Genomic DNA, 17,170 nt, shown 5'->3' with positions numbered 1-17,170 from the left:
ACGTTCATCTGTTGGGCAACAGGATCAACGCGAGCTCCGGCACCAGCGATACCAGCACCCAAACGCCGATCAAGGCTGCAAGGTAGGGCACTGTATAGCGCAGCAGACGGAAGTAGGGAACGCCCGTCACACCCGATGCGACATAGAGGTTGAGACCATAGGGCGGCGTGATGAAGCCACACAAATGGTGCAATGCGAAAGTCGCCGTGCCGACCTCGCCTTGAGAACATCGGATTGTGTCGAGTTAGCGGGGTGGATGCGCGGTCGACACCACCCTTTGCACAGTCCCAGGGATCATCAGGCCAGGTCCCGCCTGCGGAACATGTATCATCCGGGCTGCCGCAGCCCCAGAATAGCGCGCGCCTGTTGCCAGGTTGCCACGGGACGGTCATGTTTTTCGCACAAGGCGGCTGCCCGTGCCACAAGCGCCGCATTGGAGGGGGCCAGAGTGTTCCGGTCAAGCCGGATATTGTCCTCCAGCCCCGTGCGGGTATGACCCCCTGCGGCAATGGCCCATTCGTTCACAAGAAGCTGATTTGGTCCAATCCCTGCGGCACACCATTCGGCATCTGGTGCGCGGTCCTGCATTGTTTTGACATAAAAATCGAACACCTGTTTGTCTGCAGGCATGGCATTTTTCACACCCATGACAAATTGCACATAGAGATTTCCGAACAACCGGTGTTCACCATGCAGGCGGATCGCCTGGAGAATGTGAGAGAGATCAAAGGCTTCGATCTCTGGCGTTACCTGATAGCTGCGCATTTCCCCGGCCAGCCAGTCAACCAGATCCGGTGGGTTCTCATAGACACGCGTGGGAAAGTTGTTGGACCCCACTGAAAGCGAAGCCATGTCCGGGGCTAGCGGCAACATTCCGCCGCGGGTTTTGCCAGCACCAGATCGCCCACCGGTGGACAATTGAATTATCATGCCGGGGCAGTGTTTTTCGATGCCTTCCTTGAGCCGGGCAAAGCGCTCCGGGTCCGAAGACGGTGTTTCATCATCATTGCGCACATGGCAATGGGCTATACTTGCCCCCGCCTCAAAGGCTGCATGGGTGCTTTCGATCTGTTCGGCAACAGTGGTCGGAACCGCGGGGTTGTCAGCCTTGGTTGGCACGGACCCGGTGATCGCGACGCAGATGATACAGGGTTTGGTCATGGTTCAGCCCTTGTGCGGTGTGATCGTTCGGGAACACCGAGCGATCAATGGAGTTCAAATATCAAAGAAGACGGTCTCGTCCTGACCTTGCAACTGAATGTCGAAACGATACACCACCTGATCGTTGCGTTCACTCCGTTTTGCGATCAACGTCGCACGCCGCCGTTCCCACTCGATTAGATTGATCACAGGATCCGCGGCGTTGGCTTCGGCTTCGTCCTCAAAATAAAGCCGTGTGTTAAGCCCGACATTAATACCGCGTGCAACAATCCACAGGTTGATATGAGGTGCCATCATGGTGCCTGACCGGCCAGGAACACAGCCTGGTTTGACTGTGTCAAAGCCCCATTCACCCGTGTCAAAGTCGGTGATGACCCGACCCCAACCGCGAAACCCATCTTCGACGTCTCCCGGATGTTCGGGGTGGGCATAGATACCGTCTGCATTGGCTTGCCATGCTTCCAGCAACACGTCCTTGATCGGAGAACCGGTGCCATCAATCACCAGACCTTCGACGCGAATACGTTCACCTGTGGCGTTGGGGCCGGCAATGTCCCAGCCCAATTCCTGTTTGTATATGTCGAACCCGGCCGCCCCGGGCGCGAGCCCGATGTGGACGTAGGGGCCCGCGGTCTGCGACGGGGTTTCTTTGAGATAATTGAGCGATTGTGGCATTGTGTTCTCCTATTGACGCCTTTGCGAACCGGAAAACCGGTCCCCACTTTTCCTGATTGTGCCTCAGTTTCCTTCGAGGCGGTTTTCAAACAGGGTCGAGCGGCGGCCGCGCAATATGATGTCGAATTTATAAGCAATCGTGTCCAACGGGATGGTGGCGTTCAGGTCCAGACGTGCAATCAATTGTTCAATGGCATCCGGATCCGGGATCGTGTTGACGATCGGGCATTTGTGGATCAGGGGATCACCTTCAAAATAGAGTTGGGTGATCAGCCTCTGGGCAAACCCGGTTCCAAAAATTGACAGGTGAATATGCGCCGGACGCCAATTGTTGACCCAGTTTCGCCAAGGATAGGCACCGGGTTTGACGGTTCGGAAATAATAATACCCGTCCTCATCCGTCATGGTTCGCCCGCAGCCGCCAAAGTTGGGATCAATCGGTGCCAGATAAGTGTCCTTCTTGTGCCGATAGCGTCCACCAGCGTTGGCCTGCCAAATTTCGACCAACGTATTGGGGACGGGGCGGGCATTTTCGTCCAGAACCCGACCGTGAACGAGGATGCGTTCGCCAATCGGGCTTTGGTCCGGTTGGGCGTAATTGCTGATCAGGTCATTGTCGATTGGGTCGATGTCAGTGTGACCAAAGACCGGCCCGGTGATTTCGCTGGCTGAATTCTGAAGCGATATCAGGGCATATTGCGGTGACCGGGCGACGCTGGTTTTGTAATCACGGGTCAGGGCAGGGGCGTGCCATTCACGGTCCCGCTGGTAGAACTCTCCGGGTTTTTGCATCTTTGGGATCTCCTCCTTGGACTGGCGGCTTGCACGCTCAGTCAGTCCTGTTCCATCTCTGCATAAGCTTGCTTGGCCAGTTTCAATGCGTGGTTGGCGCGCGGTACACCCGCGTAAATGGCAACATGCTGAAAGGCCTCCAAAACATCCTGCTTGCTGGCTCCGGTGCGTGCGGTGGCGCGGATATGCATTGGGATTTCGTCAAAATTCCCCAAGGCGGCCAACAGCGCCAGGGTCAACATCGAACGATCCCGATCGCTGATCCCGTCGCTGGCCCAGACATTACCCCAGGCGGTTTCGGTAATCATGGTTTGGAACGGTTCGTCGAAATCCGACTTGCCAGCTTCGGCCCGGTTCACATGGGCCTCGCCCAGGATGTGCCTGCGGACTTTCATTCCTGTTTCAAAACGATCAGTCATCAATTGCTCCTTCACATAACGCGGGTTCAAAACGGCAGGCCAACATAATTGGTGGCAAACACCTTTTGTGCGTCCTTGTTTTCACGGAGAAAGTCGATATCGGCCTGTTGCATCCGCAAATCGAATTGGTTCATTTCAGGAAACCGGTGCAGCAGCATGGTGGTGGTCCAAGAGAAGCGTTCGGCTTTCCAGATCCGGGCCAAAGCCCTTTCCGAATAGCGGCCGATCCCTTCGCTGTCCTTTTCCTGATAGAATTGCAGCAGCCCGTGATAAAGATAATGAATGTCAGATGCGGCGGTGTTCAGCCCCTTGGCACCGGTGGGTGGAACGATATGGGCGGCGTCGCCACACAGAAACAGGCGGCCCCAACGCATCGGTTCGGTGACAAAGCTGCGCAAGGGAGCGATGGATTTTTCGATTGACGGGCCGGTGACCAGCTCATCGGCCGCCTTTTGGGGCAGACGGCGGCGCAATTCGTCCCAAAACATCTGATCAGTCCAATCATCGGGGCTGTCTGACAGCGAACACTGGATGTAATAGCGGCTGCGGGTCCAGCTGCGTTGCGAACATAGCGCAAAACCACGTTCCGAATTCGAATAGATCAGCTCGGGGTGCACGGGCGGGGTGTCCGACAGAAGACCCAGCCACCCAAAAGGGTACAGTTTTTCGTATTCGCGGCGCACGCTCAGCGGGATGGTTTGGCGGCTGACCCCGTGAAAGCCGTCACAGCCGGCGACAAAATCACAATCCAAACGATGTTCCTGACCATCGCACTGGTAGGTCACATGGGGTGTCTCTGACTCGGCGTCATGGATGGTGACGTTTTCCACGTTAAAGACGATTTTCCCATCGGCGGCTTCGCGTGCATCATACAGGTCGCGGGTCAATTCGGTCTGCCCGTAGACCACCACGCTTTCTCCGGTACTCTGCTGGAAATCAATGCGAAATTGGTCTTCGCCATAGGCGATTACGGTGCCGTCATGGACAATGCTTTCGGCATCCATCCGTTCAGCGACCCCTGCCTCTCGCATCAGATTGACGAACCCGGTTTCCAACACACCGGCACGAATTCGACCCAGAACATAGTCACGGGTCTTGCGTTCCAGAACAACGGTATCGATGCCCTTGCGATGCAGCAGTTGGCTCAGCAACAGGCCCGATGGCCCTCCACCAATAATGACAACTTGAGTACGCATGGTGACCCCCTTTGGAAACATATGAGATCATATTGAATGTTGGAAAACACAAAGTAAAATGAGGTTGTGTAGATTTTAGTTTCTAAAAATGGAAAGTAAATGATAGATCGCCGGATCAAATTTCGACATATACAGTGTTTTATCGAAATTTGCCGTGAGCATAGCTTTAAGCTGGCTGCGGAAAAACTGTTCCTGACACAGCCCGCAATTTCCAAGACCCTAAAAGAACTGGAGGAGATCATGGGGTCCACCCTGCTGACCCGCAACCGATCAGGGGTGACGCTGACCCGACAGGGTGAAGTGTTCCTGCATTTTGCCGAAATGTCATTGGCGGCCTTGCAGCAGGGGTTGAGCGGTGTCGAGCAGGTGGGTGCGCAAGGCAAGACACGGTTGTCTGTGGGGGCCTTGCCCTCTGTTGCGGCCCGGTTGATGCCGGATGTCGCCGCCGAATTTGCTGATCTGGCACCGGGATCCAGCCTGCGGATCATGGATGGGCCGCATGGGTATCTGATGGAGCGATTGCGGGTCGGGGATCTGGATCTGGTCATCGGGCGATTGGGGCGACCTGACACCATGCAGGGCGTTTCCTTTACCCAGTTATACGAAGAGCGTGTCGAATTCGTGGTGCGGGCAGGACACCCATTGTTGCAGGCCCCCGACATTCAACGCATTGGCGACTGGCAGGTGATCTATCCGTCCGAAGGATCAGCCATTCGTCCGCTGGTGGACCGATTTTTGATCGCGCATGGGGTCGGGGGCATCGACAATCGGTTGGAAACCGTATCGGGTGCGTTCGGGCGCGTCTTTACCCGCCGGTCGGATGCGATCTGGATTATTTCTGCGGGGGTCGTTGCCAACGAGATTTCGGACGGGCATCTGGTGGCGCTGCCCTTTGATACAGGGATCACACGAGGTCCCGTCGGGTTGATGCAACGCCCGGATGAAACACCGGCCCCACAGGCGCGGGTGTTCGGGCTGGCGGTCAATTCGGTCTTGCAGCGGCTGGGGCTGACACAGTAATGCGATATAGCTTTCATTCGCCGTCCAGTTTGCCAAAATAGCCAGATGCAAAACGCGACTGACAATCGAACTGACAAAACCGTCAAGATTCTGGTTCTCGTGACGCCCAGCTTTAACATGGCTGCAACCGTTGGATTCCTGGACCCGTTCCGAGCCGCCAATTATTTGGACGGTCGGTCCCATTTTCAATGGCAGCTCGTCTCGCCAACCGGGGGCGTATGTCTGGCCAGCAACGGTATGAGCATGGATACCGTGGCGCTGTCCATCGTACAGGAGACGCGCTACGATATTGTCATCGTGTCAAGCAGCTGGGCACCAGAGACGCATAAATCAGCTCCGTTGAATGCGGCGCTTTGGCGATGGGCTCGCCAGGGCAGCACCATCGGGGCGATTGACACCGGAGCCTTTATCCTGGCCGAGGCGGGATTGCTGAAACACCGTCGTGCGACGGTGCATTACGAACATATCGATGCGATGATTGAACTGTTTCCCGATGTGGGAACCAGCGAAGAACTGTTTGTGTTCGACGGCAACAGGATCACCTGCTGCGGCGGGGGGGCTGTGGTGGATTTTGCCCTGCACATCATACGGGGCACCCATGGCGACGAGCTGGCCAATGCGGCAGCACGTTACCTGTTTCACCAGACTGTCCGCCCGGTCGGAGCGTTACAGAATCCGGGGTTGGCCGAACCGATAGGACAGCTGGCACCTGGCGTTGTGAAACGTGCCATTGCAGTCATGGAACAGAACCTGGAAGCCCCACTTAGCATTCCGGAAATCTGTGCCGCCGTCGGGATTTCACAGCGCCAGCTGAATCGGCAATTCACCACCTACGTCAAAAAAACGCCAATGCTGTATTACAGGGACATCCGGCTTGATCGCGCACGTGGGCTGGTGACCCAAACCGAAATTCCGCTTGCCGAAGTGGCGGTCGCGTCGGGGTTTTCCAGCCAGGTACATTTCAGCCGCGCCTATCGTCAGCGGTTTGGGCTGGCCCCGCGCTCTGATCGAGTCGAAGGGCGGGTTCCATTTGAATTTCGGGCCTGGCCGATGCATCGAAAGACAGATTAGCCGAAAGCTGGCCAATTTTGTACAAAACGTGGCGAACTGCGCACAGAAATTGAACAGGAAAAGCCCAATTCTGATACATAAGCCGGATCGCCCGGCCTGCTCATCAACCAATTTCGGAGGAGGCTTGTTATGACGGAGCTGCCCAGCACCCAGCAATTCGCAGAGATTTCCCGCGGCTATGATGAAAATGCGTCTCGATCATTTTCTTTGCGTGCACAGGCCTATACCGATCCGGCTTGGTATCAGGTGGACCTGCGTGAAATCATCGCCAAAACATGGCAATGGGTGTGCCACGTCGAAAAGGTTCGCGTCCCTGGTAGCTACACCACCATCGAAATTGCCGGCCAGCCGATTGCCGTGGTTCGTGGACGTGATGGGACATTGAGAGCGTTTTACAACGTCTGCAAACACCGGGCCCACGAACTCTTGTCTGGCGAAGGGGAAACAACCCGGATCATGTGCCCGTATCATGCCTGGGTTTACAAACTGGACGGCCAATTGGTGCGTGCGCCCCATACCGAAAACCTGGAGGGGTTCGACGCCGGTGAGATCTGCCTGGATGAGGTCAAGGTCGAGGAATTCTGTGGGTTTGTTTATGTGAACCTCGATCAGAATGCTGGGTCCCTTTCGGACATGTCAGGTGATCTTGAAACTGAAATTCGCCATTGGGCACCAGACATTGATGGCCTGACATTTGCGCATCGATTGACCTATGACATCAAATCCAACTGGAAGAATGTCGTTGATAACTTTCTGGAATGTTATCACTGCCCCACAGCGCACAAGGATTTCTGCGACCTGGTCGATATGGACACCTACAAGGTGACAACCCATGGGATTTATTCCAGTCACATGGCAGATGCGGGCAATACGCCCAACAGCGCCTATGACGTTTCCAATGCCACAGTGAAAACACACGCCGTTTGGTGGCTTTGGCCGAATACGTGCATCATGCGATATCCTGGGCGGTCTTCGATGATTATCCTGAATATCATTCCGGCAGGCCCCGACCGGACGCTGGAGACATATGATTTCTTTCTCGAGGACACAACTCCGAACGAGGCCGAGCTGGATTCGATCCGGTATCTGGATGAGGTTTTGCAGGTCGAAGACATCAACATCGTTGAAAGCGTGCAAAAGGGCATGAACACGCCTGCGTTCGACAGAGGCCGAATTGTCAACGATCCTGGCGGGTCCGGTATGTCGGAACATGCGGTGCATCATTTCCACGGTCTGGTTCTAGATGCCTATAAACGGGCCGCTGGATGATGTCCCCCTGTCCGCCTGGTTCGCCGCGGACAAAGCCGATGTTGTACGAGCCACCGCCGCAGGGTGGTGACCTCATCACATTGGTTCAACAGGGAGAAAAAAATGGCACAGCCGGCCAATATCGTTATCATAATGGCAGACCAACTGGCACCGCACTATTGCGGTGCCTATGGGCACAAGGTCGCCAAAACCCCGCATATTGATGCATTGGCTGCGCGTGGAATGCGCTTTGACGCGGCCTATTGCAACAGTCCGCTGTGTGCGCCGTCCCGTTTTGCTCTCATGTCAGGACAGTTGATCAGCCGCATTGCCGCCTATGACAACGCAAGCGAGTTACCCGCATCGGTGCCCACTTTTGCTCACTATCTTGGGGCGTTGGGCTATCACACGTGCCTGTCGGGCAAAATGCATTTTGTCGGCCCGGACCAGAAGCACGGCTTTCAGGATCGGGTGACCACCGATATTTACCCGGCTGATTTTGCCTGGACGCCAGATTGGGAGGCCCCCGACGAACGCATCGACAAATGGTACCACAACATGCAAACCGTCAAGGAAAGTGGTGTGGCGGTCGCTACGTTTCAAACCGATTATGACGACGAAGTCGGCTTTGCCGCGCGGCGGTGGCTGATTGATAGGGGGCGGGATCGAGCACAGGGACAGAGCGCCCCGTTTGCTTTGGTGGCCAGTTTTATTCACCCGCATGACCCCTATGTGGCCAAACCCGAGTTCTGGGATCTCTATTCGGACGACGACATCGAATTGCCTGAATTCGTACTGTCTGCCAAAGCGCAGGATCCGTTTTCGCGTCGTGTGATGGACGGGATCGAGGCCAGCACGGTTGCGTTAACAGACGAAGAAGTGCGCCGTGCACGCCGGGCCTACCTGGCCAATGTCAGTTACTTCGACAGCAAAGTTGGCGAAATTGTCAAAACGCTCGAAGATATCGGGGAGCTGGACAATACCATTGTCATGGTCACTGCTGATCACGGTGACATGTTGGGCGAGCGCGGAATGTGGTACAAGATGAACTTCTTTGAACATTCGGCGCGAATTCCCCTGATCATGGCCGGACCGAATGTGGTGCAGGGGACGGCGCTCAATGCGTGTTCGCTTGTCGATATTCTACCAACAGTCATCGAAATCGCCGGGGGCAATGATGCGATCTTGGGTGAGCCGGTGGATGGGCGCAGCCTGATGCCGCTGGCACGGGGTGAGGTGGATCCGTGTGACGAAGCCATAGGTGAGTATTGTGCCGAAATGACTCCCGCCCCGGTGTTCATGATCCGGCGTGGGACGCTAAAGTATATCCATTGCGATACTGACCCGCCACAGCTGTATGATCTTGCAAATGACCCTCTGGAAAAGGTCAATGTGGTGGCCGACGCTGCGTATGCCACCCAGGCGGAAGTGTTTTCAGCCGAGGTCAAGGACCGCTGGAACGGTGATGCATTACGGCGTGATATCATGGCCACTCAGAAGTCCCGCCGCGCGTTGCACGCGGCGATGGAAGCCGGGGCTGGCGAGGCCTGGGACTATAACCCGCCCAGCGATGCCAGCCAGCAATATGTCCGAAATCACATGGATTGGACTGTGGCGGCAAACCGCTATCGGTTCCCCCCTTTGAATACGCGCTCAAACGACACAACAACAGTGCATCAAAATGAAGGCCAAAAACATGAAACTTGAAGGAAAAATCGCACTGGTTACAGGCGGACGCGGCGGTATTGGTCGGGCCATTGTGGCCCGTTTCCTGCGCGAAGGGGCCACGGTTTATGCGGCAGATCTCAGCCCGCAAGGGTCTTTGGCGGAACATGATGAGGAGGGCAGCCGCTTTGTACAAATGAATGTCGCAGACGAAGCTGTTGTCCAGGCCACAATGGAGCGAGTTCGGAAAGAATGCGGAAAGCTGGACATCCTGGTCAATGCCGCAGGGATCGAAATCGAAAAGACCATCGAAGACACGTCGTTGGAAGAGTGGAACCAATCCTTTGCAGTGAATTGCACAGGTACGTTCCTGACCTCGAAATATGCATTGCCGCTGATGCGTGAGGCAGCCAAATCTGGCAACAGTGCCAGCCTGATCAATTTCGGCAGCTATGATGGGTTCATCGCGGATCCGGGTCTTGCGGCGTATTGCGCGACCAAGGGCGCGGTTCATGCGCTGACTCGTGCAATGGCCTGCGACCACGGCCCCGAAGGTATCCGGGTCAATGCGATTTGCCCTGGGTATATCGACACGCCGATGCTTCAGAGTTTCTTTGCCGGTGACGGATCCGGTGGGGAGGGGGGCAATATTGAAACCTTGCAAAAGGCGGTCCGCGACGTCCATCCGATGCGCACCTATGGCACACCCGAAGATATCGCCAATCTGGTGAATTGGCTGGCGTCGGACGAAGCGCGTTATGCCAGTGGGCAGCTTTGGGTTCTGGACGGGGGGCTATCGGCCCAGGTCCAGCAGATGAAACTCTGAGGGGAACGGGACATGGGAAAACAGACAGCCATCGTAACTGGCGGCAGCCGGGGGATCGGGAGGGCCATTGTCGACCGTTTGGTAGCGGATGGATACAACGTTGTCACCTGTGGGCGCGGACCACGGCCCGCCGAACTGCAAGAGGCAGTGATTTGGGTGCAGGCGGATGTGTCTTTGACAGGTGATGCTGCGCTTTTGATCGAAACCGCCAATGCCACCTTTGGCCGGGTGGCGTTGCTGGTCAACAATGCGGGCGTACAAGTCGAAAAGACCCTGGCTGACAGCGATGATGACGATTGGGATCTGGTGATGAACGTCAACTGCAAGGGGGTGTTCAACATGTGTCGGGTTGCCCTGTCGGATATGGCTGAACATGGTGGAAATATTATCAATATCGGGTCTATTTCTGGCGTTGTCGCGGATCCGTCGATGGCATTGTACAATGCGTCCAAGGCATTTGTGCATGGCTTGACCCGCTCGATTGCGGTGGACCATGGTCCAAAGGTTCGCTGCAATGCCATTCGCCCGGGATGGATCATGACCGAAATGGCCGATGATGCTTTTGCATTGGCGAAAGATCCCAAAAGGGCCAAGATTGATGCATTGGCGCGTCATCCAGTGGGCCGATTTGGTCGACCTGAAGATATCGCCAATATGGTGGCGTGGCTGGCCTCGGATCAGTCGGCCTATGTGTCGGGTGAATGTCTGACCGTTGATGGTGGCATGACCGCCGCATCGCCTCTTAATCCAGGATTGTTCTAATGTCAGAATTTGCACATACCGCCAGCCTCGGCGGAGGCGTAATCGGGGCCAGCTGGACCGCGCTGTTTCTGGCTTCGGGTCGATCGGTGGCCGTTTTTGACCCGGCACCCGGTGCCGAAAAACGGGTGCGTGACTATGTGGAAATGGCCTGGCCGACAATGGCTGAACTGGGATTGACGGAACAGGGCACGCCTGACGCCGTCAGCTTTCACACTTCGGCCCCCGCAGCGGTGGAGGGAGCGAGCTTTATTCAGGAGAGTGTCCCGGAACGGGTCGAGATCAAACATGCCCTGTTTGCCGAGATCGAACCGGTCCTGACCCCAGAGACGGTTGTGGCCAGTTCGGCTTCCGGATTGACGCTGAGCCAGATGCAGGGGGGGTGGCGCGACCCTGCACGATTGGTTTTGGGGCATCCGTTCAACCCGCCCCATCTGATTCCTCTGGTCGAGGTGATGGGAAATGACAGAACTGCCCCCGGAACGGTCGAGGCTGCAGAGCGGTTTTATGAAAGCATCGGCAAGGTGACGATCCGGGTAAACAAGGAAGTTCCCGGACATGTTGCAAATCGTTTGCAGGCAGCAATCTGGCGCGAAGCGATTAGCCTGGTGATGGAGGGTGTGGCCAGCGTCGAAGATGTGGACAAGGCGGTCTGGGCCGGGCCGGGATTGCGATGGGCCGCGATGGGGCCAACGATGCTGTTCAATCTGGGCGCAGGCGAAGGTGGATTACAGGCGTTTTGCGACCATTTTACCGATACCTTCAACGGGTGGTGGGACGATCTGGGGCAGGTGCACCTGGACGACACTGTGGCCCAGGCTCTGATTCAGGGGGTTGGGGAGGCGGCACAAGGGCATACGCCATCCGAGCTTTCGGCCAAACGGGATGCATTGATAACAGCGATGCAAAAGGCCACAGCGGGCCTTCGGTAGGTCCGCCTGTGCCGCGGTTCAAAAGGCTGAAAGCAATTCGGTTGTGGTCGGGTCCATGAAACCGGCAATGGTGGCTTCTGTTTCCAGTGCCAATGCGCGGTTCAAATCGGTACTGGCCGAGGCATTCAAAACACGCTTCATTGCGCGCACCGAGAGAATGGGCAAGTTTGCCAGCCGTTCAGCAGTTTGATGGGCGGTTTGCATCAGCACGTCATCTTCGACCACCTTCCATGCGACACCTGCGGCCAATAGGTCCTCGGACGAATACTTATCACCAAAGAACAGCATCTCTCGGGCCTTGTGCACTCCGACCAGCGCAGGCAGCAATGACGTGACTGCTCCGGTGACAAAGAGATTCAGTGAGACTTCGGGAAAGAAACCTTTGGCGCTTTTACCCCAGATCGGAAAGTCACAGTTGATTGCCCATTCAAACCCGCCCCCCACGGCCCAACCGTTGATGGCACCGACAACGGGTTTGGCACCAAAGGTAATGGCGTGGGTCGCGCGTTGGATCGCCTGTACCAGGTCGCGGGCTTCCTGTTCGGACGCCGGATGCACATGTTCGCGTCGATCATCACCGGCGCAGAATGCTTTGCCCGCGCCGGTAAAGATGATGGCACGTGTCGCGGGGTCGCCATTGGCGTGATCAAAAGCACGGGCCACGTCATCGATCAGGCACCGGTTCATCGCATTGAGGCTGGCGGGGCGGTTCAGGGTGATCGTTCTGACACCGGTTTCCGCCAATGTGCTAAGGACGGTTTCAAAGATGGGATCGCTCATGAAAAACTCCTGATGACTCTGCTGGTCTTGCCTTCGGTGACGCCAAAGGTGCCTGGGGACAACAGGGTCAATCGGGCAGTGACGCCCAGCACCTGTTTGAATCTGTTTTCGATGGCCTGGGCCAGCGCCACAGACGGGGTGACGTTGTCCGCCAATTCCACATGAACCGGCAGCACGTCAAAGGGTGGCGGTTGGTCCAGAATAATCCGGTAATCGCCATTGAGGTCGGAAAATCCGTTGATGACCGCGGCCACCATGGTGGGAAACATGTTCAACCCCCGCACAACAATCATGTCGTCGGACCGCCCGACAACCCGGAACCGGAATCCGGTACACCCACATTGGCAGGGATCGGTGGCATCAACAGCGATGATGTCACCGGTTCGAAACCGGACCAGGGGCTGACATTCACGTTCAAGATGGGTCAGAACCAATTCGCCCGTAACCCCGGGCGCTATGGGCCGGGGCTGTGTTGTTTCTGGGTCAATCAGTTCCGGATACAGAACATCAGCAGCCACGAAATGCAGGCGTGTGTCGTATTCGCATTGGGCGGCAAAATTGGAAAACACGTCAGAGACACCATAGTTGGCGTTGCGAGGCTCTAGCCCCCAGGTCTGTGTCATTCGCGTCCGCCAGGCCGGATCATCCAAACCCGCCTCACCCCCGAACAGACCCAACCTTAGTCCCAGATCCTTGGGTGACAGGTCCGGAAACCTGTCGGCGATCACCCGTTCCAATACGGCGGGATAAGACGGGGTGCAGGACAATGCCGTCACTCCAACTTCTTGAATGGTGCGGATCAGCAATTCGGTGCTGCCGACGCCAAACGGGATGACCAATGCGCCGGTCTTTTGCAGGGTCATGTGATCGGTCAGCCCTCCCATCCACATCTGGTAATTCAAACAATGAGCGACAGTGTCGTCCGGGGTCAGTCCGGCCAGGCGTTGGGCCCGTCCGCCGACTGTTTCGGTGATTTCGCAATCACGTTCGGACAGGGCCAGGTTCATGGCCTGACCCGTGGTGCCAGATGTGCGATGCAGCCGCACGGCTCGGGCTTGGGGCGCAGCCAGGTAGTTACCAAAGGGCGGGTGATCCGCCTGCGATACCCGCAGATGCGATTTGTCTGACAGGGGCAGATCGGGCAGATCATTCAGGTCGCAGGGTGGCTGTTTCCCGTCCCAGAGGCGACGATAAAATTCCGAGCTTTTTGCGACATGGGAACATTGTTGCCTCCAACTGATCCGGGCGTTGTCGGACAGGGTGCTTGCTGGCAGGGTATGTGCGTTCCGTAGCAGTGTCATGATTGTAATCCCCGTTCCCATAGCAAGGTCAGAGTGTCGATCAATGCCTGCCGATCCCGGGAAAACGGCTGCATGTTCGGGTCCTTGTCCAATAGCAGCCCGGCCAGATATTGATCTGTCATTCCTCCCAATGCATAGGCGCGTCGCATCAGTTCGTCGTGTTTGATGTCCAGGCCTGTCTTGCGCAGTTTGTTCGCGGTCGAAGTTGCGACGGTTTCCAACCACTCGCGGTTCAGGTTCCAAAATTCGGCCTGTGCCTCGGGAAAGTTGTCCAAATGCCGCATCAGACAGCGCATCAATCCCAGGTTGGCTTCAAACAGCTGAAAATAGGCATATGTTGCCGCCCGTGCGGGTCGATCATCAGGATCCTCGCGCGAGGCGTTGCGCATCCGGGCCTGCACAAAGGCAGAAAAACGGAACAGTACATCCGCGACCAACGCATTGCGGTTCGGAAAATAGATATAGAACGTCCCATGTGAGATTTGGGCTGCGTCACAGATATTGGCAATCGTCAGATCGGCCAGCGACACTGTCTCGAGTTGTTTGCAGACCGCGACCTGAATGGCGGATCGGGTGCGTTCTCCCTTTCTGAGGGTCATGGCCGATCGGGAAAGGTCGTCTGCAAAGCAGAACCCCAAGGCAGCTGTGGTACTGGTCGGGGACGATGTGGATTCGTGAGGCATGGGCGACTCATCATAAATATGACGTCATAATCATATTTTTTGAAATTTTGGCAAGGAATTTGTGCACAGGGGAAACTGCGGGCGAATGTTTTGTCAAAATCCCTGCAATGCCACAGAAATATCAGGGTTCTGACAGTTGCTGGCTCAGCCAGTGCGCCCGGCCCAATTGTTCCTGAACGATCTGCAACTTGCCCTCCAACCTTTCTCGCTTGGACGGTTTGGTGGTTTCCGCCAATTCGGTTTTCAGCATGTCCTGTTTGGTTGTCAGCTTGCGTTTGATCTTTTCCAGATGCGCAGGTTTGATCTTTTTCGTTTTCCCCTTCTTCAGGCGCTTCAGATATTTGTCGAGCTTCTGAATTGTGTCTTCAAGTCCCATGACGGATGCGCTCCTCTGACGCTCAATTATAGCAGCTTGGTGTGTCAGTTTTGTGATGCAGAAGCTGGTTCCTTGTGGTTCGGTTCCGAATGCGCCGGAAATCCCGTGTCGGCGTAGGCGGAAACCTCGTCGTCCTCCAGTGACAGAATGCGTTCGACTTCGGCCAACGCATCAGAAGGTTCATTGTACATGGCCTGGGCGGCACCCAGCAGATCGCGCATGGCACCATAGGCATACCCGGAATCATTCAAAAATGAAGTTGCCATAAAGGCGTCTATGGCATTGTCCCGGATCAGTGTTTCGACGGTGGCGTTGGTGCCCTTGGCATCCTTTTCCACCTGGATACGTTCCTGGTCCAGCCATAGTGTTGATCTGTCTTCGGGGTCTGCCTGATCCAGTTTTCTGATTTCAACCAATATGCGCGCCAGTTCGGTCCTGAGCTGATCGTATAGATCGGTGATCACCCCCTGTGTCTGTTCGGTATAGTGGGTCGCGTTGCGGCGCAGATGTTTGACCGATTTCACGGCACGCACAATGCGTCCGGCCGCGTCGCGCATGGTATAAATGTCTTCCATGACCTCCTCGGGCAGATCCTTGGGCCCGACGCGCGTTGCGAATTCGACAATGGCGGCATAAAGCGTTTTGATCCTTGCTTCGTATCGCTGATCAATGTCGAATTCGACCGGAGTCCTACAGGCTCTGACCGTGGCTGCGATGTCCGAGCTGTCAAAAATGTCATGGCGGTGCAGATTGAGCCCATGCGTGATCAGTTCGACCGCGTTGTCATACAAGTGCATGACCTCCTTGCGCATGGCCACCTTGACGGTCTGGGGGAATTCGTCGACGACTGCGGACAGGTATCTGGCTTCGCTCAGGTCTTCGGTCGGCTCAACGACCACCCGTTCCAGCATGGCAATCATTCGGCGCATCAGCGGCAACATCAACGCAACCCCAAGAACATTGAAGATCGTGTGAAAGACGGCGAGCTTCAGCGCGAAATCGGTGTCTGCAATGCCGACATTCAAGCTGATGATGTCCACTGCGTCTCGGATTGGTCCAATAAAGACCAGGGCGACGCCCGCCGTGACCAGATTAAAAATCAGATGCGCCAGAGCCAGGCGTTTGCCCTGAAAATTTGCGGTGAAGGATCCGATAATGGCGGTAATCGTGGTGCCGATATTGGCTCCGATCGCCAAGGCCAGCGCGTTTTCATAGGAAATCTGACCGGCGGCCAATGCAGTAATAATCAGCACCATGGTGGCATGACTGGACTGCATGACCACGGTCGCAGTCGCCCCGATCATCGTATAGACCACCAGCCCTGTGAAACCCGTCATGGCAAAGCGGGTCAGATCAAACTGATCCTTGAAGGCCTCGAACCCTTCCTTCATGTGGTGGATTCCCAGGAACAGAAACCCCAGCCCGGCCAACACAAAGCCAGCACCACGCCAGTATTTGTTCTTTTGGAACACCATGACGATCGCTATCGCCAGCATTGGCAGTGCATAGGCCGAAATCTTGACCTTGAGCCCAAACCCCGCCACCAACCACGCGCCCGTTGTCGTGCCGATATTTGCACCAAAGATGATCCCGACACCGGCCAGGAGGGAAATCAACCCGGCCGACAAAAAGGAAATGGTGATGACCGACACCAGCGAACTGGATTGCATGATGGTGGTGGTGATGATCCCGAACCCCAATGATCTGGGGATCGATCCGGTCGCCTTTTCCAACGCAATTTCCAGAAATCCACCGCTGAATAGTTTAAAGCCGTCTTCGAGCATCAACATGCCAAACAGAAAGATCGCCACTCCGGCTGATATTTCCTGAAAATCCGGGCTGACATAAAGCCCAAGAATCAAAAGCGACAGAATGACCGGAAATAATAGCTTTTTGAGCATCCTATATGGCCTCTGTTTCTATGTTGATCGCTGGCGTCCAGCGCAGGGATGAGCCTAGCAAAAGCGATAGTAAACCGCCAAAGCCGAATGGTCCGCTATCGCCACGACTGCATGTTGATCCAGAATACTGGAGAGCGCCGGGAACTGGCTCTGATTTGTATCAACGATCTGCCGGTTTTGAATTCACTGTCAGTCAAAGGCTTGCGGATGTACAGAAGCCAGGTGAATGGCGCGTTTTTTGTGCTGTACTGCAGGTGTCACACTGGGTAACATCGCGATAAAAATATTTCCTGTCAATGAGTTGGGCTATGATCAGCCTGAAATGGATTTACAATGCAACAAAATGGAAAGACCAGTTCGGTCCT

General features: G+C 55.8%; 17 protein-coding genes and 1 pseudogene. 7 read left to right on the top strand and 11 right to left on the bottom strand.

Translation table 11 applies throughout. The features are described 5' to 3' along the window. Window positions 1–4 precede the first annotated feature (4 nt). From QEZ52_RS20915 to pobA, 6 genes and pseudogenes are all read right to left on the bottom strand, one after another. A pseudogene (locus tag QEZ52_RS20915) lies at window positions 5–178 on the bottom strand (TRAP transporter large permease subunit); the annotation flags it as partial. Window positions 179–327: 149 nt separating this feature from the next. Beyond that, window positions 328–1,161 (bottom strand): 3-keto-5-aminohexanoate cleavage protein, encoded by an 834-nt coding sequence (locus QEZ52_RS20910; protein ID WP_343211950.1) that lies wholly within the window; start codon window positions 1,159–1,161, stop codon window positions 328–330. Window positions 1,162–1,215: 54 nt separating this feature from the next. Further along, the gene (gene pcaG / locus QEZ52_RS20905; RefSeq protein ID WP_343211949.1) at window positions 1,216–1,836 is read right to left on the bottom strand and encodes a protocatechuate 3,4-dioxygenase subunit alpha; all 621 of its coding nucleotides are present in this window, start codon (window positions 1,834–1,836) and stop codon (window positions 1,216–1,218) included. Window positions 1,837–1,899: 63 nt separating this feature from the next. Continuing rightward, window positions 1,900–2,628 (bottom strand): protocatechuate 3,4-dioxygenase subunit beta, encoded by a 729-nt coding sequence (gene pcaH / locus QEZ52_RS20900; RefSeq protein ID WP_343211948.1) that lies wholly within the window; start codon window positions 2,626–2,628, stop codon window positions 1,900–1,902. A gap of 41 nt (window positions 2,629–2,669) precedes the next feature. Then, a complete protein-coding gene (pcaC, locus tag QEZ52_RS20895; protein WP_343211947.1) occupies window positions 2,670–3,047 on the bottom strand; it encodes a 4-carboxymuconolactone decarboxylase in 378 nt (125 codons plus the stop codon). Between the two features lie 26 nt (window positions 3,048–3,073). After that, a complete protein-coding gene (pobA, locus tag QEZ52_RS20890; protein WP_343211946.1) occupies window positions 3,074–4,243 on the bottom strand; it encodes a 4-hydroxybenzoate 3-monooxygenase in 1,170 nt (389 codons plus the stop codon). 99 nt (window positions 4,244–4,342) lie between these two features. Here pobA and pcaQ point away from each other — a divergent pair, with 99 nt between their 5' ends. From pcaQ to QEZ52_RS20855, 7 genes are all read left to right on the top strand, one after another. Then, complete coding sequence (pcaQ, locus tag QEZ52_RS20885; RefSeq protein ID WP_343211945.1) at window positions 4,343–5,263, top strand: pca operon transcription factor PcaQ; 921 nt, start codon at window positions 4,343–4,345, stop codon at window positions 5,261–5,263. A 45-nt stretch (window positions 5,264–5,308) separates the two neighbouring features. After that, entirely contained in the window at window positions 5,309–6,334 is a 1,026-nt protein-coding gene (locus QEZ52_RS20880) for a GlxA family transcriptional regulator (protein WP_343211944.1), read from the top strand. Window positions 6,335–6,463: 129 nt separating this feature from the next. Further along, window positions 6,464–7,603, top strand: coding sequence for a ring-hydroxylating oxygenase subunit alpha (locus QEZ52_RS20875; protein ID WP_343211943.1), 1,140 nt, complete (start codon window positions 6,464–6,466; stop codon window positions 7,601–7,603). 102 nt (window positions 7,604–7,705) lie between these two features. Then, window positions 7,706–9,289, top strand: a complete 1,584-nt coding sequence (gene betC / locus QEZ52_RS20870) for a choline-sulfatase (RefSeq protein WP_343211942.1) — start codon at window positions 7,706–7,708, stop codon at window positions 9,287–9,289. Next, window positions 9,279–10,073: an SDR family oxidoreductase gene (locus tag QEZ52_RS20865; RefSeq protein WP_343211941.1), complete on the top strand. Its 795-nt coding sequence runs from the start codon at window positions 9,279–9,281 to the stop codon at window positions 10,071–10,073. Before betC ends, QEZ52_RS20865 begins: the two co-directional genes overlap by 11 nt. 12 nt (window positions 10,074–10,085) lie before the next feature. Then, a complete protein-coding gene (locus QEZ52_RS20860; RefSeq protein WP_343211940.1) occupies window positions 10,086–10,835 on the top strand; it encodes an SDR family oxidoreductase in 750 nt (249 codons plus the stop codon). Beyond that, on the top strand, window positions 10,835–11,764 hold the full coding sequence (locus QEZ52_RS20855; protein WP_343211939.1) for a 3-hydroxyacyl-CoA dehydrogenase NAD-binding domain-containing protein: 930 nt from the start codon (window positions 10,835–10,837) through the stop codon (window positions 11,762–11,764). The genes QEZ52_RS20860 and QEZ52_RS20855 overlap by 1 nt, the downstream gene beginning before the upstream one ends. An 18-nt stretch (window positions 11,765–11,782) precedes the next feature. Here QEZ52_RS20855 and QEZ52_RS20850 read toward each other — a convergent pair whose 3' ends face one another. The 5 genes from QEZ52_RS20850 to QEZ52_RS20830 form a co-directional block, all read right to left on the bottom strand. Continuing rightward, a complete protein-coding gene (locus QEZ52_RS20850; protein ID WP_343211938.1) occupies window positions 11,783–12,544 on the bottom strand; it encodes an enoyl-CoA hydratase/isomerase family protein in 762 nt (253 codons plus the stop codon). Further along, a complete protein-coding gene (locus QEZ52_RS20845) occupies window positions 12,541–13,845 on the bottom strand; it encodes an AMP-binding protein (protein WP_343211937.1) in 1,305 nt (434 codons plus the stop codon). Before QEZ52_RS20845 ends, QEZ52_RS20850 begins: the two co-directional genes overlap by 4 nt. Next, window positions 13,842–14,528 (bottom strand): TetR/AcrR family transcriptional regulator, encoded by a 687-nt coding sequence (locus tag QEZ52_RS20840; protein WP_406651262.1) that lies wholly within the window; start codon window positions 14,526–14,528, stop codon window positions 13,842–13,844. The genes QEZ52_RS20845 and QEZ52_RS20840 overlap by 4 nt, the downstream gene beginning before the upstream one ends. Before the next feature lie 121 nt (window positions 14,529–14,649). Further along, window positions 14,650–14,904, bottom strand: coding sequence for a hypothetical protein (locus QEZ52_RS20835; RefSeq protein WP_343211935.1), 255 nt, complete (start codon window positions 14,902–14,904; stop codon window positions 14,650–14,652). Window positions 14,905–14,948: 44 nt separating this feature from the next. Further along, a complete protein-coding gene (locus tag QEZ52_RS20830; RefSeq protein WP_343211934.1) occupies window positions 14,949–16,805 on the bottom strand; it encodes a Na/Pi symporter in 1,857 nt (618 codons plus the stop codon). Window positions 16,806–17,170 lie beyond the last annotated feature (365 nt).

The sequence above is a fragment of the Aliisedimentitalea scapharcae genome (assembly GCF_045277565.1).
GTDB lineage: Bacteria > Pseudomonadota > Alphaproteobacteria > Rhodobacterales > Rhodobacteraceae > Aliisedimentitalea > Aliisedimentitalea scapharcae.
Note: the sequence above shows the minus strand (reverse complement) of the source record. Positions and strands in the feature narration are given on the sequence as shown.